Below are 21,790 nucleotides of genomic sequence, written 5' to 3'. Positions count from 1 at the left end.
ATCTAAATAATAATTAGGCTGCTTCTTTTATGGCGGGCAACCCTGGCGACTTAATTAATTAAAAAAAGTAGAACGTCTCTTCCTCTTGCCAACATTATCGGCATGGCTAGGAAGAATCTGAATTTTTATTTTTCACGGATGATAGGGTATGAGGGGAATTATGACAATCCGACCAGTGGGAAATACGAAATTTCTCAGGAAAGAAAAGGGACGCAATTGTTTGCGTCCCTACAGGCGGTTTATTTTTTCTTGATGGGGCGGCCGGACCAATAGCCCGCCAGCAGCGAACCGGAAAGGTTGTGCCAGACCGAGAACAGCGCACCCGGCAGCGCGGCCAGCGGTGAGAAGTAGATTTTGCCCAGCGTGGCCGCCAGCCCGGAGTTCTGCATGCCGACTTCGATCGCCAACGTGCGGCAGGTGGATTCGTCGAAGCCGAACAGCTTGCCGCCCCAATAGCCGCTCAACAGACCGATACCGTTGTGCAGGATCACCGCGACGATCACCACCAGACCGACCGAGGCGATATGGCTTTGGCTGCCCGCCACCACCGCGCTGATGATCGCCAGGATGCACACCATCGACAGCGCCGGCAGCAGCGGCTCGATGCGTTTCACCGCCTTGGTCAGGGTGTGGTGGACGATCAGACCCAGGCCGATCGGGATCACCACGATCTGCAGAATGCTCAGCAGCATGCCCATGATATCGACGCTGATTTCGGCGTCGACGTACAAACGGGTCAGCAGCGGCGTGGCGAACACGCCCACCAGCGTCGAGACCGCCGAGATGGTCACCGACAGCGCCACGTCACCCTTGGCCAGATAGATCATCACGTTGGAGGCGGTGCCGCTGGCCACGCTGCCCACCAGCACCATGCCGGCGGACAGATCCGGCGGCATGCGGAACAGCATCGCCAGGATCCAGGCCGCCAGCGGCATGATCAGATAGTGCAGGAAGATGCCGGCCGCCACCGGGCCGGGGCGCGCCAGCACGCGTTTGAAGTCGTCCAGCCGCAGCGTGACGCCCATGGCGAACATGATCAGCATCAGCAGCGGGCTGACGTAGGGGCCGATGCCGGTAAAGGTGGTCGGCGTGTAATAGGCGGCGACGGACAGCAGTATCGCCCACAGGGGGAATAAACGCGTGAGTAATGCCAACATGCAGGTTTTCCTTAGCCAGATTGAGAACGGTGGGTGTGGTTGTGTTTTTTGCGGGTTCAACATGCTGAACCCCTGCCGGTTTTGAACGGATTTTTTAGACGCAGGGGCGCAGCGTGCTGCGCCCGCAGTCGGGGATAATGACTTATTCGAACAGGTTGTGATGCAGGGTACGCACCACCTGTTCGGCTTCTTCGCCCGGCACCAGGAAGCACAGGTTATAGCTGCTGGCGCCGTAGCAGATCAGGCGGATATTGAACGGATCGAGCACACCGAACACCTCTTTGCCCACGCCGCAGGCGCGCGACAGCTGGTTGCCGATGATCGCCACCAGCGCCAGGTTTTCTTCCACTTCCACCCGGCACAGCGACGACAGCTCGGTCAGCAGCGAGGTGGTCAGCAGGCTGCCGCCAACGGAGGTGGCGCCGGTGGTGTCCATGGTCAGCGCAATGCTGACCTCCGAGGTGGTGATCAGATCGACGGAGACGTTGTGGCGCGCCAGAATGTTGAACACCTCGGCCAGGAAGCCGCGCGCGTGCAGCATGTTCAGGCTGTGCAGCGTCAGCAGCGTTTGCTTGCGGCGCAGCGCCAGCGCGCGGAACAGCGGCGGATTCTCGGTGGTGTTGCACACCAGCGTGCCGCCGGCCGCCGGATCCTTGCTGGAGCCGACGAATACCGGAATGTCGCTGCGCACCGCCGGCAACAGGGTGGCCGGATGCAGCACCTTGGCGCCGAAGGTGGCCATTTCCGCCGCCTCTTCGAAACCGATTTTGTCGATGCGCTTGGCCGCCGGCACCACGCGCGGATCGGTGGTGTAGATGCCCGGCACGTCGGTCCAGATATCTACCCGGCCAACGCCGAGCGCCTCGCCGAGCAGCGCGGCGGTATAGTCGCTGCCGCCGCGGCCGAGCGTGGTGGTGCGGCCTTTCGGCTCGCTGCCGATAAAGCCCTGGGTGACCACCAGCGCTTCCTGCAGGCGCGGTTGCAACTGCGCCCGGGCCAGTTCGCTGAGCGCGGCGCTGTCCGGCACGGCGCGGCCGAAGTGATCGTCGGTGCGCATCACTTTGCGCACGTCGAACCATTCGGCCTGCACGTTGCGGGCGCGCAGGATTTCAACGAACAGCAGGGTGGACATCAGCTCCCCATGGCTGACCAGTTCGTCGGTCAACGCCGTCGAGGTGGCCAGCGACGCGGCTTCCGACAGCATGGCGATGTTTTCCAGCAGGCGGTCGATCTCTTCGCGGATCACCGCCGGCGCCGTGAGGCGATCGAGGATGGCGTACTGGATGCGGCGGATCTCATCAAGCCGGTAGTTGCGCTTGTCGGCCTCGCAACCCTCGGCCAGGGCGACCAACAGGTTGGTGACGCCCGCCGAGGCGGACAACACCACCAGGCGGACCTGCGGGTTGGCCAGCACGACGTCGGCGCTGCGGTTCATGGCTTCAAAGTCGGCGACGCTGGTGCCGCCGAATTTGGCTACCACGGTGGAATTCTGGGGTGCTGCTTGGTTCATCTAGAAACCTCGTGTCAGGGATGCCCGTTTGAGGGCACTGTAATTCCATAGCCTTGGCACAAGGGGAGAGCGGTAAACAGGGGGCAGGCGTAGAGGTCAGGCTACGATACACCCAGAAGCGCCCCACCTTGTCGATCGCCCTGCGGGCGATCCCCTGGTGACAACCCAGGGGATTCAGCCCCTGTAGTCGATAGGATAATGGCCGGCCATTATCCTACCTCGGCGTCGCTCCCCCTCGGGTGCCGTCAACGGAGAAACGGCTCCTCTGACACTCTACCTGGGCGACGCGCCTCTTCTGGCTTGCGCACCGGGTGCGCAAGTAGGCTGTTAGGAATAGCCGGTTATCGCCATTCTGTCAACGTACAGACGGTGAGGGATTTTCATCTTGCACCAGCGCGATAAGCGTACAGGGCATCGCGGGCGTGGAACCGGCGCCAATCGGTTGCAGAGAACCGTCTTCCTTTTGGCTGAATAACGGAATAACGCCCTGATGTTTCTCCAAATACTCCAGCCAACCGAAATTTTCGTTCAATTTGGTCGCTTTGATGGTGGCTCCCTTGGCGAGCAGGCTGCTCAGGCGGCCGTAGGTGGCTTCCTGATTAAATAAAATTTCATGCCGGCGGAAACGCGAGCTTTCCGCGCTGGCGCCGCGCCCTTTCAGCGGCGCTCCCGAACGGATGGCAAACACGTGATCCTCGCCGAAGAGATGACCGAAGTGGTAGACCGCCAGCGCGTTCTGGTGGCGATTGGGCGACAGCGCCAGCACCTGGGCGATATTGCTCAGATCGAGATAGTTCTCGGCGTGTTCGGAGTAGGCGTGGCCATAGTAGGCCGGGATGCCTTCCATGCGCGCCTGGCGGTAGTATTCCCAGCTGCTGTCGGTGACGATTACCGGCACGTTTAGCTTGATCAGCGCCTGCGCCAGCATGCGCGCCACGCTGTTGGCGCCGACGATCAGCACGCCGCGCGGCTTTTGCTGCTGCACCCGCAGCCAGCGCGCCATCATCCCGCTGGTCAGGCTTTGCAGCACCACGGTGCCGATGATGATGGCGAACACCACGGTCACCAGCCGGTCGGCGCCCTGGTAGCCGCTGCGCTGCAGCGTCAGCGCGAACAGCGAGCTGACCGCCGCGGCGACGATGCCGCGCGGGGCGATCCAGCACAGCAACAGCCGATCGCGCCAGTGCAGGGAAGAGCGCCAGGTCGACACCGCGATGCACAGCGGCCGGGCGATGAACTGCACCACCAGCAGCAGCAGGAGCAGCGGCCAACCCATGTTCCACAGCGCCTGGATATCGAGCCGCGCCGCCAGAATGATGAACAGCGCCGAGATCAGGATCGCCGACAGCTCCTCTTTGAACGCCAGAATATCGCTGGTGTCCACGTCGCGCATGTTGGCCAGCCAGATGCCCATCACCGTGACGGTCAGCAGGCCGGATTCGTCGGCGATGGCGTTGGAAACGCCGAAGGCGGTCAGCATGATCGCCAGCACCGCCAGGTTCTGCAGGTAGCGCGGCAGCCAGACGCGGCGCAGCGCCAGGCCGAGCAGGTAGCCGAACAGCGCGCCGGCGATCAGGCCGACGGCGGCGGTCATGCCCAGCGTCCAAAACAGATGGGTATAGGACTCCGCATTCTGTTTCAGCACGATGAATTCGAACACCAGCAGGGTGAAGATGGCGCCGACCGGATCGATGACGATCCCTTCCCAGCGCAGCACCTGGTTAATGTTGGCGTTTGGCCGCACCACGCGCATCAGCGGGGCGATCACCGTCGGCCCGGTCACCACCGTCACCGCGCCGATCAGAGCCGCCAGCTCCGGCGGGAAATCCAGCAGCCACCAGCTGGCGAGGCTGATGACCAGAAAGGTGACCAGCATGCCGACGGTGACCAGATTGCGCACCACGCCGCCGAGGCCGCGTATCTCCTCGAAACGCAGCGTCAGCGCCCCTTCGAACAGGATGATCGCCACCGACAGCGACACCAGCGGAAACAGCAGATCGCCGAACAGCAGATCCGGCTGCACCAGATGCACCGTCGGGCCGAGCACGATGCCGAACAGCAACAACGGCAAAATGGCCGGCAGGCGCAGCAGCCAGGCCAGCCACTGCGCCAGCAGCGACGCCAGGCCGATAAGCACCAACATGAGCGGGGCAGATAATTCCATAAGCGAGATCCCTTTCAAATGACGAAATAAGCAACAATGACACAGCCTGATGACAATTCGGCAACCCCGATAACAGGCCGTTAGCCAAAAGTATAGAGTGAAAGCTGAAACGAGGCGGCACTGCGTTGACAGTTAGCGCCTATCGCAAGAAAAGAGATCATAATCACAGTCGAACAGGCTACAATCGGACAACGCGTCATTTTTATTCTCAAGCCTAAGAGTGTTGCTATGAAAAATATCAATCCTAGTCAAACCGCTGCTTGGCAAGCCCTGCAGCAACATTATGCACAGATGAAAGACGTACGGATCGCCGACCTGTTCGCCCAGGACAGCGATCGTTTCTCCAGGTTCTCCGCGACCTTCAACGACCAAATGTTGGTGGACTATTCCAAGAACCGTATCACGCAGGAAACCCTGGAGAAGCTGCAGGCGCTGGCGAAAGAAACCGATCTGCAAGGCGCCATCAAATCGATGTTCGCCGGTGAGAAAATCAACCGCACCGAAGATCGCGCGGTGCTGCACATTGCCCTGCGCAACCGCAGCAACAGCCCGATCCTGGTCGACGGCAAAGACGTGATGCCGGAAGTGAACGCGGTGCTGGCCAAGATCAAACAGTTCTGCGCGCGCGTCATCGGCGGCGAGTGGAAAGGCTACACCGGCAAACCGATCACCGACGTGGTGAACATCGGCATCGGCGGTTCGGATCTCGGCCCTTACATGGTGACCGAAGCGCTGCGCCCGTATAAAAACCACCTGAACATGCACTTCGTCTCCAACGTCGACGGCACCCATATCGCCGAAACGCTGCAGTCGCTGAACCCGGAAACCACGCTGTTCCTGGTGGCCTCCAAAACCTTCACCACTCAGGAAACCATGACCAACGCCCACAGCGCGCGCGACTGGTTCTTGAGCAGCGCCGCCGATCAACAACACGTGGCCAAGCACTTCGCCGCGCTGTCCACCAACGGCAAAGCGGTGGCCGAGTTCGGCATCGATACCGACAACATGTTCGAATTCTGGGACTGGGTAGGGGGCCGTTACTCCCTGTGGTCGGCGATCGGTCTGTCGATCGCGCTGTCCATCGGTTATGACAACTTCGAGCAGCTGCTGAGCGGCGCGCACGCCATGGACAAGCACTTCGCCGAAACGCCGGCGGAGAAGAACCTGCCGGTGCTGCTGGCGCTGATCGGTATCTGGTACAACAACTTCTTCGGCGCCGAAACCGAAGCCATTCTGCCGTACGATCAGTACATGCACCGTTTTGCCGCTTACTTCCAGCAGGGCAACATGGAATCCAACGGCAAGTACGTCGATCGCAACGGCAATCCGGTGGATTATCAGACCGGCCCTATCATTTGGGGCGAGCCGGGCACCAACGGCCAGCATGCGTTCTACCAGCTGATCCACCAGGGCACCAAGCTGGTGCCTTGCGACTTCATCGCGCCGGCCATCAGCCATAATCCGCTGGGCGATCATCACGCCAAACTGCTGTCCAACTTCTTCGCTCAGACCGAAGCGCTGGCGTTCGGCAAGTCGCTGGACGTGGTGGAGGCCGAGTTCGCGGCGCAGGGTAAAACCCCTGAGCAGGTCAAGCACGTGGCGCCGTTCAAAGTGTTTGAAGGCAACCGCCCGACCAACTCGATCCTGCTGCGCGAAATCACCCCGTTCAGCCTGGGCAGCCTGATCGCGCTGTACGAGCACAAGATCTTCACCCAGGGCGCGATCCTGAACATCTTCACCTTCGATCAGTGGGGCGTGGAGCTGGGCAAACAGCTGGCTAACCGCATCCTGCCGGAGCTGGCGGGCAGCGAGAAAATCAGCAGCCACGACAGCTCGACCAATGCGCTGATCAACCGCTTCAAGGAATGGCGCTAAGCGCCTGAGCTGAAGCCAATAAAAAACCCGCCGCGGCGGGTTTTTTTACGTCTGCAAAAAATTACAGGTTGATCGGCACTTCGAAGCTGACGCCGGCGCCCACGTCGTCGGCGGTGCTGTGATCGCTGTTGGTGTACCACAGGCTGGTATCGAATTTAACCTGAGAATCGAAGCTGTAACCCCAGCCGAGCTGAATGCCTTTCAGCGTATCGGAACGCGGGAACGCCCGGTTGATGGTTTGGTTGTTCGGATTCACCTTGGCGTACACCAGACGGGTGCTCCAACGCTGGCCGTCGTCCAGCACCATTTCCACGCGGCCGGACAGCATCTGACCGTCGCCGCCCATCGCATGGCCCAGCGGGTAACCTTGCTGGTAGTAACCGCCCCGATAGATGTAGTGGTTGTACATCACGTTGTTGGCGTTGCCGTTAGAGCGGGTATCAGTACCTTCGATATGCCAGTTGATCGTGGTCGGGCCCCATTCCGGATGGCCTTCAAGCCCCAGCATGTAGGCGTTATGCGAAGGCAACATGCCTGCTTCATCTTCACCGGTGATCTGGCCATACAGGCTGACCGGCATGCCGATGAGCGGCTGCAGCTTGAGTTTGAAGTCAAAACCGCCCAACTGGTTGCCCGGATCGTTTTTCGGATCGCCGGTATTGTCGTTGCCGGTGACGCCATCCCAGAAGGAACTCCAGGAGTGCGGACGGCCATCACCACCCCACATCATGACGCGCGAAGCGCCCAACTCCAGGAAGTCGGTCGGCATCATGGTCAGGCGGCCACCGATCAGCTTGGTGTCCGGCACGGCAGCGTACTGCGACAGCTGGCCGGCGGACAACTGGTATTGCCAGCGGCCGATCCACGACAGCCACGGGGTTTCAAACGGCGATTGGTCGGCGCGCTGCAGCATAAAGCCGGCCACCGGGCGCGCGGCGTCGGAGCGGATCAGGCTGCCGTCGTAGCCCGGGCCCCACCACTGGGAAACCTCGCCGAAGGAGAGCCATTGGTTCCAGATTTTCACCGCGCCGTAGGAGCCGTTCATGTTGAATTTGGAGCCGTCGCTGACGCGCTGATCGCCTTCCACCGAGCCCTGCAGACGCACGTCCCAGAACTCGCCGTTGGCGCCGGCGCCGATGGTCAGGCGATCGTCGGCGTATTCGTTTTGGCCGAAGCCCTGCGGGGTGCCGGGTTTATCGGTCGAGGCGTAACCGCTGACGCGAATGTTGGCTTTCAGGGCATCGACGCGGCGTTGTACGCGGTCGATAACGTTTTTCTCGGTGTTGGTCACCGGCTTGGCCTGCGCGATAACGGAGCTGATCTCTTCCTGGCTCAGCGGCCAGGTGGACAGGCTGACGTTGATGACGCCGCGGTCAGACAGCCAGGCGAGATCGTTACGCAGATCGTTGTCAGGGGCTACCAGGCCGGCGGCGTGGCCGGACAATGCACAGGTAAACAGGCCCGCAGCGACCAGTCCGTTAAGTTTAGCGCGCATAAAGAATTCCCTTGTTAATTCGAGGTTATTGGTTTTATGTAAAGATCTCTGTGTCCCATGATAGTTGACATTTCGATTTGCTACAAATCTATAGGTCAGAAACATCTTATTATAACGTGATGAATTAAATGGGGTTTAAAGTGCTTTCGCGAGGGGTGGAATTTTTAGGACAATGCCTATATTGGCACGGTTGAATCATATACGCGGTATTCAGAGAGAGGTTTTATGGCAAAAACGTCGCGTTCGATAATGATAGCGAAGGGGCTGCAGCGGGTGCTGAACGTGGGCTTGCTGCTGCTGGCGGCCATTCTGGTGGTGTTTCTGGTCAAGGAAACCCTCCACCTGGCGAAGGTGTTATTTATCAACAGCGAAGAGTCGTCCTCTTACCTGTTGATTGAAGGCATTGTGATTTATTTCCTGTACTTTGAATTTATCGCCTTGATCGTCAAGTATTTTGAGTCGGGTTATCATTTCCCGCTGCGCTATTTTATTTACATTGGCATTACCGCGATTATTCGTTTGATTATCGTAGATCACAAAAACCCCATCGATACCCTGATCTACGCCGCGGCGATATTGGTGCTGGTGGTGACGCTTTATCTGGCAAACACCGATCGGCTGAAACGGGAGTAGCGGAGATAAAAATGGCGGCCAGAGGCCGCCAAAGACACAGGATTACCGCTATCGCGGAAAGACATCAAACGCACTGCAGTGGCACAAATTACCCCTTCACGCCGCCGGCCGTCAGGCCGCCCACCAGCCAGCGCTGCGCCAGCAGGAACACGGCGGTGATCGGTATCGCCGACAGCACCGCGGCGGCGGCGAAGTCGCCCCACAGGTAGTTCTGCGGGTTGAGATATTGCTGCATCCCCACCGCCAGCGTGTAGCTGTTCACATCGCGCAGCAGCAGCGACGCCACCGGCACTTCGGTGATGGCGGCGATAAACGACAGAATGAATACCACCGCCAGAATCGGCACCGACAGCGGCAGCAACACCAGACGGAACGCCTGCCACGGCGTGGCGCCGTCCAGCGCCGCCGCCTCTTCCAGCGAGTTGTCGATGGTTTCGAAATAGCCCTTGATGGTCCAGACGTGCAGCGCGATGCCACCCATGTAGGCGAAGATCACGCCGCCGTGGGTGTTCAGGCCGATAAACGGAATGTACTGGCCCAGGCGATCGAACAGGGCGTACAGCGCCACCAGCGACAGCACCGCCGGGAACATCTGGAAGATCAGCATGCTTTTCAGCAGCGTGCTCTTGCCGCGAAAGCGCATGCGGGCAAAGGCGTAGGCGCAGGTGGTAGACAGCGTCACGATGCCGATGGCGGTGATCGCCGCGATCTTGACTGAGTTCCACAGCCACAGCAGCACCGGGAACGGCGGCGGCGTCACGCTGCCGTCGGCGTGGGTGACGCTGAAGCCGAGCGCCAGCCGCCAGTGATCCCAGGAGAGGGTTTCCGGTATCAGGCTGCCGGTGGCGAAGTTGCCGGAGCGCAGCGAGATGGCGACCACCATCAGCAGCGGGAACATGATCAGGGCGATAAAGCACAGCATCAAAATATGGGTGATCCACAGGCGCAGGCGCTGGGATTTGGGTTGAACCATGGCCATCGTCATTCTCCCTAATCGAAGTTCATCTTGCTGGCTTTCAAATTCAGGATCGCCAGCGCGCCCACCAACAGGAAGATCAGCGTGGCGATGGCGGCCGCCAGCCCGAAGTCTTGCCCGCCGCCGCCTTCGAAGGCGATGCGGTAGGTGTAGCTGACCAACAGATCGGTATAGCCGGCCGGCGTGGTGGTGCCGATCATGTCCGGGCCGCCGTTGGTCAGCAGCTGGATCAGCACGAAGTTGTTAAAGTTGAAGGCGAAGCTGGCGATCATCAGCGGCGTCAGCGGCTTGATCAGCAGCGGTAAGGTGATGCGGAAGAAGTTTTGCCACGGGTTGGCGCCGTCCATCGCCGAGGCCTCGTACAGATCGTCCGGGATCGCCTTCAGCAGCCCCATGCACAGGATCATCATGTACGGGTAGCCGAGCCAGGTGTTGACGATCAGGATCATGCTCTTGGCGGTGAGCGGATCGCTGAACCAGGCCGGTTTGATGCCGAACAGATGGCTGAGCATCATGTTGATCTCGCCGAAGCTCTGGTTGAACAAACCTTTGAAGATCAGGATCGAGATGAATGACGGCACCGCATAGGGCAGGATCAGCAGCACACGGTAGATCGCCTTGCCTTTCAGCGCCTCCCACTGCACCACGCAGGCCAACACCATGCCGACCGCCACGGTGAGGATCACCGTCATCACCGAGAACACGATGGTCCAGATGAAGATCGACACGAACGGTTTCTTGATGCCCTCGTCCTGCAGCACCCGCAGGAAGTTCTTCCAGCCGGTGGTGACGGTATAGCCTGGGCTCAGGGTTTCCTGCGCCCAGCCGCCGTCGGCGTTGATCGCCTGATAGAAGCCGGTGTCGCCGTTCGGCCGGTAGCGCACCTGGGTCTGGTTATTGGTCAGCGTGCTGCCGTCTTGGTCCAGCGCATACAGCGGGCGGGTGCCGGAGAACTGGCGCAGGGAGCTCATGCGCAATTCACCGCCGTCGGGCAGCTGCGCCACCAGCTGGCTCAGCGCCTGCCGGTTCTGGGTGATCATCCGCAGCGTGGCGCGCTCGCCCTGCGGCGCGGCGCTCTGTGCCGTCAGTTTCAGGGTTTGCGGCGCGGCGGCGTCGAGGCGGAAAGGCTCGGAGATCAGCGGTGCTTCGCCGTCCGGCGGCGTCAGCTGCAGGCGCCACTGCTGGTTTTCCGCCGGGTAGAGGCCGAAGGTAAAGGTTTTGCCGCTCTGGAACTGGCGCTGCATCAGCACCGATTGCGCGCGCTCGAAGGTCAGTTGGTTGGTGCTGCTGTAGTTGGTGAAGGCGATGGCGATGGTGCAAATCAGCGGGAACAGGACGAACAGCCCCATGCCGGCGACGCCGGGATACACATAGCGCCAGGCGTAGGCGCGGCGGTTGGCGAAGACGTAAAGCCCGGCGCTGACCAGGATCAGCGTCAGGATGGCGAACAGGTATTCACCCTGTGCATACATCAACACAATCAGGTAGCAGGTCACCAGGCTGAACAGGCTGACTACCAGCCATTTCAGCGCGTCGCTTTGCCACCACTTCGATTTTTTACGCGCAGGCGTCCCGGCGTGAGCGAATTGCATAGGGCGTTCCTTTCTGTGAAGCAACGGCGGGGCACCGTGGCACCCCGCACGACGTCGTTACTTGGTGATGCGGGTCTGCACGTCGTCCAGCGCGGCTTTCACCGTCTGACGGCCGCTGACGGCGTTGATCACCGCGCTGCGTTCGGCGTACCAGAAGGCGCTCATCTGCGGGATGTTCGGCATGATTTCCCCGTTTTGCGAGTTCTGCATGGTGGCGGCGATCTTCGGATCTTTGGCCAGCGTTTCCTGGTAGGACTTCAGTGCCACCGCGCCCAGCGGCTTGTCTTTGTTGACGTCCGCCAGCCCTTCGTTGGTCAGCAGGTAGTTCTCGAGGAACTCGGTCGCCAGTTCTTTATTCGGGCTGGCGGCGTTGATGCCGGCGGTCAGCACGCCGACGAACGGCTTGGACGGTTTGCCTTTGAAGGTCGGCAGCAGCGTCACGCCGTAGTTGATTTTGCTCTGCTCGATGTTGTTCCAGGCCCACGGCCCGTTGATGGTCATCGCGGTCTGGCCTTTGTTGAACGCGGCTTCGGCGATCGAGTAATCGGTATCGGCGTTGATGTGCTTGTTTTTCACCAGATCGACGATGAACTGCAGACCTGCCTGCGAACCGGCGTTGGCGACGCCGACATCCTTGATGTTGTATTTACCGTTTTCATACTTGAAGGCATAACCGCCGTCGGCGGCGATGATAGGCCAGGTGAAGTAGGGTTCCTGCAGGTTCCACATGATGGCGCTCTTGCCGTTGGCGCGCAGCTGCTTGTCCAGCGCCGGGATCTCTTCCCAGGTCTTCGGCGGCTGTTTGACCAGGTCTTTGTTGTAAATCAGCGACAGCGCCTCGACGGCGATCGGGTAGCCGATCAGCTTGCCGTCATAACGCACGGCGTCCCAGGTGAACGGAAACAGCTTGTCCTGGAAGGCTTTGGACGGGTGGATTTCGGCCAGCAGGCCGGACTGCGCATAGCCGCCGAAGCGGTCGTGGGCCCAGAAAATGATGTCAGGGCCGTCGCCGGTGGCGGCCACCTGCGGGTATTTTTCTTCCAGCTTGTCCGGGTGTTCGACGGTAACCTTGATGCCGGTGTCTTTTTCGAATTTCTTGCCGACTTCGGCCAGGCCGTTATAGCCCTTGTCGCCATTGATCCAGATAACCAGTTTGCCTTCCTCGATCTTGGCGAAGGCGGAAGAAGAGAGCACCAGGGTGGCCAGTGCCGAGAGCGCCAGCGTGCGGGCGAGGGTAATGCTGCGAGTCATAATCCAGTCCTTCTTTTTGTGGGCACATAAATCAAGGAGTGACGTTTCGCGGTAATAGTGGGTCACAACGCGACATATTCTCATCCTCCCCCCCTCTACGCCCCTGAGATGAGGAGTGTGATCCAGTTAACGTTGCGCTCTATTCTGTGGCGTCAGGCACAAAATAGGGGGGCGATTTTTGCCAGACGGATCACAGATTTGCCTTAAGCGCGGAACTTCTCATCGCCGCGGTCGTTCTCTCATCCTCCCGCCTCCTCCCCCATGAAAAATCCTGTTACGGATGATTACCCTTTCCGGCGACTCCCGCACTATCGGCCCATTGATTTTTAACGCCACGCGCAGCAGGGATATCGGATTTATGTCGTCAATGCCTATCGCCACTCAGCCCACCCTGTACCGGATCCATCCGGCCAGTTTCCGTGACGGAAACGGGGACGGCGTGGGCGACGCGCACGGCATGCTGGCGGCGCTGCCGTACCTGAAAGCGCTGTCGATCGACGGCCTGTTGCTGCCGCAGATGCTGGCGCCGGAGGCCGAGGCGACGGTGACGGCCGAAGGGCTGACGCTGTGGTATGGCGATGAAGCCAACCGCGTTCGCAATGCCGTTGCGCCACAGCGGTTCGTCCACGGCGCGCTGGCGCTGGACGTGATGCCGTTCAGCGCGGAGAAGCTGGTGGCGGTGCTACACGCCCGCCGCGCCACGTTGGTGGACAGCCTGTGGAGCACCGGCGACGCCGATCAGCCAAGAGTGGTCAGCCGCTGGGGGCAGGGCGACCTGCGTTCCGCCGCCGCCTTTTTGACGCTGTTGGCGATGTTGCCGGCGCCGATCTGCCTGTACCAGGGCGAGGAGCTGGGGCTGCCGCATGCCGCCGGGCTGCAGGATCCGCGCGGCGCGCAAACGCCGATGCCGTGGCATGAAGCCCCCGAACAGGTCACCGCCGGCGAAATCAGCTGGTATCAACAGGTGGCGATCGAACACCGCGCATTGGCCATCAGCCGCCAACAGCACGACAGCCACTCCACCTTACGTTACTGCCAGGCGCTGTTGGCCCTGCGCCGTTCGCCGCTCATCCAGCGCGGCGAATTGAACGCGATCAGCCAGCGGGACGGCGTGGTGCGCTTACTTATTACCCATCAGGATCAATGCCTTGAAGCGCTGATAAACCTGCAGCCTTATACTCAGGCGGCCGCGCCGTCTGAGGCGACCTTGCCGTTGGCATGGCAGCACGGCGCGCAGCAAGAGGGTCATCAATGGGTTTTGGCGGGCTTTGCCTCCGCCATTTTCACACGACATGTTAACTGCGAAAGCAGGGGAGTAACGCATGGCTAGCGTGACACTGCGCAGCGTTTATAAGGCCTTCGGTGAGGCCGTGATTTCCAAAGACGTCAATCTGACCATCGAAGACGGCGAGTTTGTGGTGTTTGTCGGGCCGTCGGGCTGCGGTAAATCGACGCTGCTGCGCATGATCGCCGGGCTGGAGGACATCACCTCCGGCGACCTGCTGATCGGCGAGAAACGCATGAATGAGGTGCCGCCTTCCGAGCGCGGCATCGGCATGGTGTTCCAGTCCTACGCGCTGTATCCGCACCTGTCGGTGGCGGACAACATGTCGTTCGGCCTGAAGCTGGCCGGCGCCAGGAAAGCGGAAATCAATCAACGGGTGAATCAGGTTTCCGAGGTGCTGCAGCTGGCGCACCTGCTCGATCGGCGGCCGAAGGCGCTGTCCGGCGGGCAGCGTCAGCGCGTGGCGATCGGCCGCACGCTGGTGGCCGAGCCGGACGTGTTCCTGCTCGACGAACCGCTGTCCAACCTCGACGCCGCGCTACGGGTGCAGATGCGCATCGAGATCTCCCGTCTGCACAAGCGCCTGCAGCGCACCATGATTTACGTCACCCACGATCAGGTCGAAGCGATGACGCTGGCCGACAAGATCGTGGTGCTCGACGCCGGTCGCGTGGCGCAGGTCGGCAAGCCGCTGGAGCTGTATCACTACCCGGCCAACCGCTTCGTCGCCGGGTTTATCGGCTCGCCGAAGATGAACTTCCTGCCGGTCAAGGTGACCGCGGCGCAGCCGCAACAGGTGCAGGTCGAACTGCCCAACCGCCAGCTGGTCTGGCTGCCGGTGGAAGGCGAGGGCGTTCAGCCCGGCGCCAACCTGTCACTGGGCATTCGCCCTGAACATCTGCTGCCCGGCGAAGCCTCAGAAGTGCGGCTTACCGGCGACGTACAGGTGGTGGAGCAGCTCGGCAACGAGACGCAAATCCACATCCAAATCCCGGCCATCCGTCAAAACCTGGTGTACCGCCAGAATGACGTGGTGCTGGTAGAAGAAGGTGCCACATTCGCCATCGGCCTGCCGCCTCATCGTTGCCACCTGTTCCGTGAAGACGGTACGGCATGTAAACGGCTGCACCAGGAGCCGGGCGTTTAAAGCATCAAAGTCGGTATAACAGGAGAATAATGATGACTACTCTGCGCAAACTTCCTCTGGCACTGGCTGTCGCCGCCGGTGTTCTCTCTACCCAGGCGCTGGCCGTGGATTTTCACGGTTACGCCCGTTCCGGCATCGGCTGGACCGGCAGCGGCGGTGAGCAACAGTGCTTCAAGGCCACCGGTGCCGCGAGCAAATACCGTCTCGGCAACGAATGCGAAACCTACGCCGAACTGAAACTGGGGCAGGAAGTGTGGAAAGAAGGCGACAAGAGCTTCTATTTCGACACCAACCTGGCCTATTCGGTCTCGCAACGTTCCGACTGGGAAGACGTGACCCCGGGCTTCCGCGAAGTCAACGTGCAGGGTAAAAACCTGATCGACTGGCTGCCGGGCTCCACGCTGTGGGCCGGTAAGCGCTTCTATCAGCGTCATGACGTTCACATGATCGACTTCTACTACTGGGATATCTCCGGCCCGGGCGCCGGTCTGGAAAACATCGATCTGGGCTTCGGCAAGCTGTCCGCCGCCGTGACCCGCAACTCCGAATCCGGCGGCTCTTACGGCTACCTGGATAACGAATGGAAACAGCGCCCAACCGTCAACGACACCTTCGACCTGCGTCTGGCCGGCCTGGAGCTGAACCCGGGCGGCACCCTGGAGCTGGGCGTGGACTACGGCCGCGCCAATGCGCAGGATAACTATCGCCTGGCCGACGGCGCCAGCAAAGACGGCTGGATGTTCACTGCGGAACACACGCAGAGCATCCTGAACGGCTACAACAAATTCGTGCTGCAGTACGCCACCGACTCGATGACCTCGCAGAACAACGGCCGCAACGAAGGCGCCACCATCGATAACAACGGCAAGATGATCCGCGTGCTGGATCACGGCGCCATCGACTTCAACGATCAATGGGCGCTGATGTACGTCGCCATGTTCCAGGACATCGACCGCGATAACAACAACGGCACCACCTGGTACACCGTGGGCGTGCGCCCGATGTACAAATGGACGCCGATCATGAGCACCCTGCTGGAAGCCGGCTATGACAACGTCAAATCCCAGCGCACCGGCGATCGCAACGGCCAGTATAAAGTGACCCTGGCGCAGCAGTGGCAGGCGGGCAACAGCATCTGGTCGCGTCCGGCCATCCGTCTGTTCGCCACCTACGCCAAGTGGGATGAGAAGTGGGGCTACGCCACCGGTGACGACACCGGGTATAACACCGGCACCGCTTACAACGACACCAGCATGCATACCTTCAGCCGCGGCAAGGATGACGAAGTCACCTTCGGCGCCCAGATGGAAATTTGGTGGTAACGACGACAGGGCGGGGAGGGCTATCGGCTCTCCCCCAACCGCATTCGCCGCGGCCGGATCTCTTGCCTGATCCGCCGCGGCGCTGAAAGAGGATATAACGATGAAAAAGAATCTGCTGTCACTCTGCCTGTCGCTGGCGCTGACCGTCGGCGCGCCTTTGGCGGCCAACGCCGACACGCCGGCCAACGTTTCCGTCGCGCCGGCCATCAGCGCCGCCACGCTGCAAAGCCTGCCGTGGCAGCCGCTGCAGCCGCCGGTGTCGCAAGAGGTGAAGCTCGACGCCGTCAGCCCGCAGCTCAATCAGGGCGAAATTCAGGGGGCGATCGCCGCCTATACGCTGCCGGCCGATCGCGGTTCGCTGGAAGTGACGCTGAGCAGCCTCGCCAAAAACAATTCGCTGTACGCGCCGAGCGTGCTGGTGCTGGATGAGCATCTGCGCCCGGCGGCGTATTACCCGAGCAGCTATTTCCCGTATCAGCCGCCGGGGGCGATGTCCTCCGATCGCCTCGAAGGCACGCTGAAACTGACGCCGGCGCTCGGTCAAAAACAGATTTACCTGCTGGTGTACACCACCCGTCAGGACTTGGCGAAAACCACGCAGCTGACCAACCCGGCCAAGGCCTATGCGCAGGGCGTGGGCAACGCGGTGCCGGATATCCCGGATCCGATCGCCGGCCACGCGACGACCGGCACGCTGAAGCTTAAGGTGACCGCGGAACAGGGCACCGGCAACGTGATGATCGGCATGCTGCAGCCTGCGCCGACCGTGGCGCCGGTGGTGGTGGGCTCGAGCGCCCCTGCCGCCGTGGCGGCGCCTGCGCCAGCGCCGGAGAAACCGGCGGAGCCGATGCTCAACGATACCGAAAGCTACTTCAATAACGGCATCAAGCAGGCGGTGAAGGCGGGCGATATCGACAAGGCGCTGAAGCTGATGAATGAGGCCGAGAAACTGGGCTCGACCACCGCGCGTAAAACGTTTATCAGCAGCGTTAAAGGCAAGGGGTAACACCCGGCGCTGCCGATGCTGGCTCGATGATTGGTGCGCTTTGGCGCACCTTTTTTCATCCGCGGGCCAGCGTTGCGCCGATCAACGCCAGCAGACGGGCGTTGTCCACCTGCTGCATGACGCGCACCGGCTTGCCCTGCGGCGCCGGCATGCCGACCGTCAGGCGCAGGCTGTCCGGCCGCCAGCGGCGTGAGCTGCCGCGCGTCAACGCCCCTTCCAGCGCCACATCCACATGAAACATCTCGGTGGTGACCAGCTGCGGTGCCAGCAGCCAGGCGATCACCAGCGCATCATGGATCCAGCAGCCCGGCAGGCGCCGCGTATGGCGCGAATAGTCGATCCACGGCTGCGTCGTGGCGCGCAAATAGCGGCACAGCGGGGTATCCGGCTGGGTCAACGCGGCCAGATCCGCCTGGGTCAGCATGGTCTGGGTGGTGACGTCCAGCGGCGCCAGCGTGATAGCGGCGCCGCTGTTCAACACCAGCCGCGCCGCTTCCGGATCCAGGCCGAAATTGGTGTCCTTGATATATCCCTCAACGTTGAACACGCCGCCCATGATCACGATCTCTTTCACCGCCTGCGCCATCTGCGGGTAAAGCTGCATGGCGTGCGCAACGTTGGTCAGCGGGCCGATCGCCGCCAGCGTGATCTCGCCGGGATGCCGGCAGATCAGTTCGCCGATGGCGATGGCGGCGTCCGGCGCGGGCGCGTTGGCCAGCGAGGGCGCGGGCAGGTCACGCCACAGCGCCGCCAGCTTAGGATCGGCGATCGGGCGGTCCAGGTGTGCGCGCCACGGCTCCGGCGGTTCGCTCAGGGCGCGCGCCGCGCCGAGGGCGACCGGCACCTGATAGCCGCTCTGCGCCAGCAGGTCGGTAGCGACGGCGAAGCCCACTTCGCGCGGGGTGTTGCCGGCCACGATGCTGATCAACTCCAGCTGCAGCTGCGGTTTGGCTGCCAGCGCCAGGGCTAGCGCCAGGCCGTCGTCGACGTTGGCGCCGGGAACGCCGTTGCCGGGATCGCAATCAATGATTAAACGCATATAAGGTGTCCTGAAAAACCGCTAACAGCCGCACGAACGGCGGATGCGCAGTTGAAAAGCGAATTCATGCAGCTCGGCGGGCGCGGCGCCGGCGGCCAGCATGGCGATGGCCCGCTTGGCCATGGCGTCGATCGGCTGCTCGACCGCGCTGAGCGGCGGCACGCTGAATTCGGATTGCTGTGTGCCGTTAAAACAGATCAGCGCCAGATCGTCCGGCGCGCGCAGCCCATGCTCCGCCAGCGCCGACAGGCAGCCGAGCGCCTGCTGCTCGTTGGAGGTGAAAACGGCGCGCGGGCGCGGGCCTTGCACCAGGCGCTGGGTGGCCTGGTAACCGCCCTGGCGGGTGTAGGGCGCTTCGAAAATCCATTCGTCGCGTGGCGCGATGCCCGCCTCCAGCAGCGCATCGCGCCAGCCGTTCAGGCGATCCTGCGCGTTGAGCATGGTCAGCGGACCGATAAAAATGCCGATGTCGCGATAGCCGTGCTGCAGCAGATGGCGGGTCGCCTGACAAGCGGCGTCGCGCTCGTCGACGCGGATGGCGCAAACGCCGGCCTGGCTATCGATGGTGTCTATCATCACGCAGGGAGTGCCGGAAGCGCGGATCAGATCGAACCACGGGTGGCGATCGACGCTGGTGTACAGCAGGCCATCGACCTGGCGGCGCAGCAGGTTGTTGATAAGCTCATACTCGCGCTGACGATCGTCGCCGGCATCGCCCAGCAGCAGCACGCGGCCGCGGCTGAAGGCTTCCTGCTGCAGCGCCCGCGCCAGAGTGGCGAAGAACGGGTTGGAAATATCCGGCACCACCAGCCCGTAGGTTTGCGTGCTGCCGGAGGCCAGCGCCCGCGCGATGTCGTTCGGCCGGTAGCCGGTCTGCTCGATCGCCGCCAGCACGCGCAGCCGGGTGGCTTCCGCCACCGGGCGCGGGCCGTTGTTGATCACGTAGCTGACCACGGCGACGGAGGTGCCCGCTACGCGGGCCACGTCGGCGCGGGTAACGCGTCGCGCGGAGTGATTATCCAAATTGAGATCCTGTTCGCCTTCTCGCTACGCGGCATCCTGCGGCAGATTGAGATCGCGGCCGCGGGTTTCGGGAGCAAAGAAGGTGGTGATTAAGCCGATGCCCGCCATTACAACAAAATAGGCGGCGACAGGCCACCAGTGACCGAAGCCGGAGAGCAGCGCGGTGGCGATCAGCGGCGCGGTGCCGCCGGAGAGGATCGAGCCGAGCTCCTTGGCGAACGCCATCTTGGAGTAGCGGTTCTTCACGCCGAACAGTTCGACGCCGTAGGCCGCCTGCACGCCGAAGATCCCCAGCGATGCGATGCACATGCCGACCACGATCACCGAGATGACGATCGCCGGTTCACGGCTGTCGAGCAGCCAGAACGCCGGGAAGGCGTACAGCACCAGCAGCAGGCAGAACCAGCGGTAGGTGACGCGGCGGCCGAAGCGATCGGACAGCCAGCCGGCCAGCGGGATCACCAGAAAACCGCACAGCGAGGCGATCAGCACCGCCAGCGCCGGCACCGATTTATCGACCATCAGCACCTTGGCGACGTAGCCGACGATAAAGCCCTGGCACAGATAGGAGGGGCCGTTTTCGCCGATGCGCAGGCCGAGCATCACCCAGAACGCTTTGGTGCGCTGCAGGTAGCTGCGTGAGTCCGGCGCGGCCTGAGCGGCGTCCAGCATGCGCTGGTGGTTTTGTTGCAGCTCGCGCTCGAACACCGGCGTTTCGCGCACGTGACGGCGCAGGTACAGCGCCACCCCGGCGATCAGAATGCTGGCGAGGAACGGAATGCGCCAGCCCCAGCTCATCAGATCTTCCTTGTCGAGTTGCAGCACCAGCAGCCATACCAGCGACGCCAGCAGGGTGCCGCTGTTGGAGCCGATGGCGATGATCGAGGCCACCAGCCCGCGCCGCTTGGCCGGCGCGTATTCCGCCAGCATCACCGCGCCGCCGGACAGCTCCGCGCCGGCGCCGAATCCCTGCGCGAAGCGCAGGATCACCAGGCAGGTGGGCGCCCAGACGCCGATTTGCGCATAGGACGGGATCAGGCCGATCAGCGTGGTAGAAATGCCCATCAGCGCCACGGTGGTGATCAGCACCACGCGGCGGCCTTTGCGATCGCCGATCCAGCCGAACACCAGCGCGCCGATCGGCCGCGCGACGAAACCGACTGAGTAGGTAGCGAAGCTGGCCAGCAGAGCGACCAGCGGCGTGGCCTCGGGGAAGAACACATCGCCGAACACCATGCCGGCCGCCAGGCCGTACAGCGCGAAGTCGACGTATTCCATGGCGGTGCCGAGCCAGCAGGAGAAGGTGGCGCGCCAAAATTGGCTGCGCCCCTCTTTGGTTGCCAGGCGTTCATCGGCCGCCAGCGCGGCGTCGGCGGTCTGTGGAGTGGCAAGCGTTGTTTCGCTCATGACGGTGCTATCCTCTTTTGTTCTGCGCCTGGAGGGGCGCGGTTAAAGATGGTTTCCCTGGTGCCGGCAACAAAGGTGTGCCGACAAATGATGTCGGACGCATGGCGATTCAACGCTGCGGTGTCAGAGTATCTACGCGCGTAGATAGAACAACGCGACAAAGATGAAACTTTGCAGGCGATCACAGAATCGTCATCGTGCCGGGGAACGAAGATAGAGAATACGGATGGCAAAAAGATGACAGAACCCCGGTTTTTCCGGCCGATAGGCCTGCCGTTTTCGCCACGAATCAGCCTGCCGCTTTCGCATTTCTGCGCTACAATGGGGGCCTGTTAACAGTTTGTATCGTCTGGCGCGCCGTACCGGCTGCGGTTCAGGCGAGGAGTAAAGCAATGTCTGGCATCAGGGATTCCATCCTGCCGCCGCTGGAGTGGTTGTCCGAACAGGATCCTCCGGCGCCCGCCGCCGTCAGCGACTGGCTGATGGAGTTAGGCTCCATGACCCGCCGATTTGAACGCCATTGCGCCCAGGTGCGCGTCGAACCGCAGCGCGAATGCTTCGTCACGCGCGAGGCGCTGGGCGACGAGGCGAAGCACCTGCCCGACAGCCCGCGCTACTGGCTGCGCGAAGTGGTGCTGCTGGGCGACGACCAGCCCTGGCTGCTGGGGCGCACGGTGATCCCGGAAAATACGCTGACCGGCCCCGACCAGGCGCTGGTGGATCTGGGCACGCTGCCGCTGGGGCGCTACCTGTTCAGCAGCGGCGAGCTGACCCGCGACTATATTCATATCGGCCGGCAGGACGCGCTGTGGGCGCGCCGTTCACGGCTGCGGCTGGCGGGCAAACCGCTGTTGCTGACCGAACTGTTTTTACCGGCTTCGCCGCTGTATTCAGCGGTTCCTGCATAA

The 21,790-nt window shown here is 61.9% G+C and carries 17 protein-coding genes and 1 riboswitch; of the genes, 7 read left to right on the top strand and 10 right to left on the bottom strand.

Annotation, left to right across the window (positions count from 1 at the left end):
- Positions 1 to 239 precede the first annotated feature (239 nt).
- From panS to ACSBQQ_RS23675, 3 genes are all read right to left on the bottom strand, one after another.
- On the bottom strand, positions 240 to 1,157 hold the full coding sequence (panS, locus tag ACSBQQ_RS23685) for a ketopantoate/pantoate/pantothenate transporter PanS (protein ID WP_033636223.1): 918 nt from the start codon (positions 1,155 to 1,157) through the stop codon (positions 240 to 242).
- Positions 1,158 to 1,299: 142 nt separating this feature from the next.
- On the bottom strand, positions 1,300 to 2,667 hold the full coding sequence (gene lysC / locus ACSBQQ_RS23680; RefSeq protein WP_033649702.1) for a lysine-sensitive aspartokinase 3: 1,368 nt from the start codon (positions 2,665 to 2,667) through the stop codon (positions 1,300 to 1,302).
- 108 nt (positions 2,668 to 2,775) lie between these two features.
- A riboswitch (Lysine riboswitch) is annotated at positions 2,776 to 2,970 on the bottom strand.
- 52 nt (positions 2,971 to 3,022) lie between these two features.
- On the bottom strand, positions 3,023 to 4,831 hold the full coding sequence (locus ACSBQQ_RS23675; RefSeq protein ID WP_049232863.1) for a cation:proton antiporter: 1,809 nt from the start codon (positions 4,829 to 4,831) through the stop codon (positions 3,023 to 3,025).
- A gap of 228 nt (positions 4,832 to 5,059) precedes the next feature.
- Between ACSBQQ_RS23675 and pgi the strand changes: the two genes are divergently transcribed.
- Positions 5,060 to 6,706, top strand: a complete 1,647-nt coding sequence (pgi, locus tag ACSBQQ_RS23670; RefSeq protein WP_060427040.1) for a glucose-6-phosphate isomerase — start codon at positions 5,060 to 5,062, stop codon at positions 6,704 to 6,706.
- Between the two features lie 61 nt (positions 6,707 to 6,767).
- Here the strand turns inward: pgi and ACSBQQ_RS23665 are convergent, their stop codons facing one another.
- The gene (locus ACSBQQ_RS23665) at positions 6,768 to 8,201 is read right to left on the bottom strand and encodes a capsule assembly Wzi family protein (protein ID WP_033636218.1); all 1,434 of its coding nucleotides are present in this window, start codon (positions 8,199 to 8,201) and stop codon (positions 6,768 to 6,770) included.
- 225 nt (positions 8,202 to 8,426) lie between these two features.
- Here ACSBQQ_RS23665 and psiE point away from each other — a divergent pair, with 225 nt between their 5' ends.
- The gene (psiE, locus tag ACSBQQ_RS23660) at positions 8,427 to 8,834 is read left to right on the top strand and encodes a phosphate-starvation-inducible protein PsiE (protein WP_033636217.1); all 408 of its coding nucleotides are present in this window, start codon (positions 8,427 to 8,429) and stop codon (positions 8,832 to 8,834) included.
- 88 nt (positions 8,835 to 8,922) lie between these two features.
- Here the strand turns inward: psiE and malG are convergent, their stop codons facing one another.
- From malG to malE, 3 genes are read right to left on the bottom strand one after another with little or no spacing between them, the layout of a single operon-like run.
- Positions 8,923 to 9,813, bottom strand: coding sequence for a maltose ABC transporter permease MalG (malG, locus tag ACSBQQ_RS23655; RefSeq protein ID WP_021505147.1), 891 nt, complete (start codon positions 9,811 to 9,813; stop codon positions 8,923 to 8,925).
- Positions 9,814 to 9,824: 11 nt separating this feature from the next.
- A complete protein-coding gene (malF, locus tag ACSBQQ_RS23650) occupies positions 9,825 to 11,402 on the bottom strand; it encodes a maltose ABC transporter permease MalF (RefSeq protein ID WP_033649703.1) in 1,578 nt (525 codons plus the stop codon).
- A 57-nt stretch (positions 11,403 to 11,459) separates the two neighbouring features.
- Positions 11,460 to 12,653, bottom strand: a complete 1,194-nt coding sequence (gene malE / locus ACSBQQ_RS23645) for a maltose/maltodextrin ABC transporter substrate-binding protein MalE (RefSeq protein ID WP_033636215.1) — start codon at positions 12,651 to 12,653, stop codon at positions 11,460 to 11,462.
- 358 nt (positions 12,654 to 13,011) lie between these two features.
- Here malE and ACSBQQ_RS23640 point away from each other — a divergent pair, with 358 nt between their 5' ends.
- The 4 genes from ACSBQQ_RS23640 (at position 13,012) to malM (ending at position 17,413) form a co-directional block, all read left to right on the top strand.
- Positions 13,012 to 13,983 carry an alpha-amylase family glycosyl hydrolase gene (locus ACSBQQ_RS23640; protein WP_060428906.1) on the top strand — a complete coding sequence of 324 codons (972 nt, stop codon included), beginning with the start codon at positions 13,012 to 13,014 and terminating at the stop codon, positions 13,981 to 13,983.
- Positions 13,976 to 15,085, top strand: coding sequence for a maltose/maltodextrin ABC transporter ATP-binding protein MalK (gene malK / locus ACSBQQ_RS23635; RefSeq protein WP_033636214.1), 1,110 nt, complete (start codon positions 13,976 to 13,978; stop codon positions 15,083 to 15,085). The genes ACSBQQ_RS23640 and malK overlap by 8 nt, the downstream gene beginning before the upstream one ends.
- A gap of 32 nt (positions 15,086 to 15,117) precedes the next feature.
- Positions 15,118 to 16,407 carry a maltoporin gene (locus ACSBQQ_RS23630; RefSeq protein WP_033649704.1) on the top strand — a complete coding sequence of 430 codons (1,290 nt, stop codon included), beginning with the start codon at positions 15,118 to 15,120 and terminating at the stop codon, positions 16,405 to 16,407.
- Between the two features lie 100 nt (positions 16,408 to 16,507).
- The gene (malM, locus tag ACSBQQ_RS23625) at positions 16,508 to 17,413 is read left to right on the top strand and encodes a maltose operon protein MalM (RefSeq protein ID WP_043148086.1); all 906 of its coding nucleotides are present in this window, start codon (positions 16,508 to 16,510) and stop codon (positions 17,411 to 17,413) included.
- Between the two features lie 55 nt (positions 17,414 to 17,468).
- Here the strand turns inward: malM and ACSBQQ_RS23620 are convergent, their stop codons facing one another.
- Genes ACSBQQ_RS23620 through ACSBQQ_RS23610 form a run of 3 tightly spaced genes read right to left on the bottom strand, consistent with a single transcriptional unit; the run spans position 17,469 to position 20,882 of the window.
- Entirely contained in the window at positions 17,469 to 18,452 is a 984-nt protein-coding gene (locus tag ACSBQQ_RS23620; protein WP_039569666.1) for a nucleoside hydrolase, read from the bottom strand.
- A gap of 21 nt (positions 18,453 to 18,473) precedes the next feature.
- A complete protein-coding gene (locus ACSBQQ_RS23615; protein ID WP_060428831.1) occupies positions 18,474 to 19,475 on the bottom strand; it encodes a LacI family DNA-binding transcriptional regulator in 1,002 nt (333 codons plus the stop codon).
- A gap of 24 nt (positions 19,476 to 19,499) precedes the next feature.
- The gene (locus ACSBQQ_RS23610; protein WP_033654718.1) at positions 19,500 to 20,882 is read right to left on the bottom strand and encodes an MFS transporter; all 1,383 of its coding nucleotides are present in this window, start codon (positions 20,880 to 20,882) and stop codon (positions 19,500 to 19,502) included.
- Positions 20,883 to 21,274: 392 nt separating this feature from the next.
- Here ACSBQQ_RS23610 and ubiC point away from each other — a divergent pair, with 392 nt between their 5' ends.
- Entirely contained in the window at positions 21,275 to 21,790 is a 516-nt protein-coding gene (gene ubiC, locus ACSBQQ_RS23605) for a chorismate lyase (protein WP_033636208.1), read from the top strand.

This window comes from Serratia sp. G204Y, assembly GCF_051172435.1.
Classification (GTDB): domain Bacteria; phylum Pseudomonadota; class Gammaproteobacteria; order Enterobacterales; family Enterobacteriaceae; genus Serratia; species Serratia sarumanii.
This window is presented reverse-complemented; position numbering and strand designations above follow the sequence as displayed.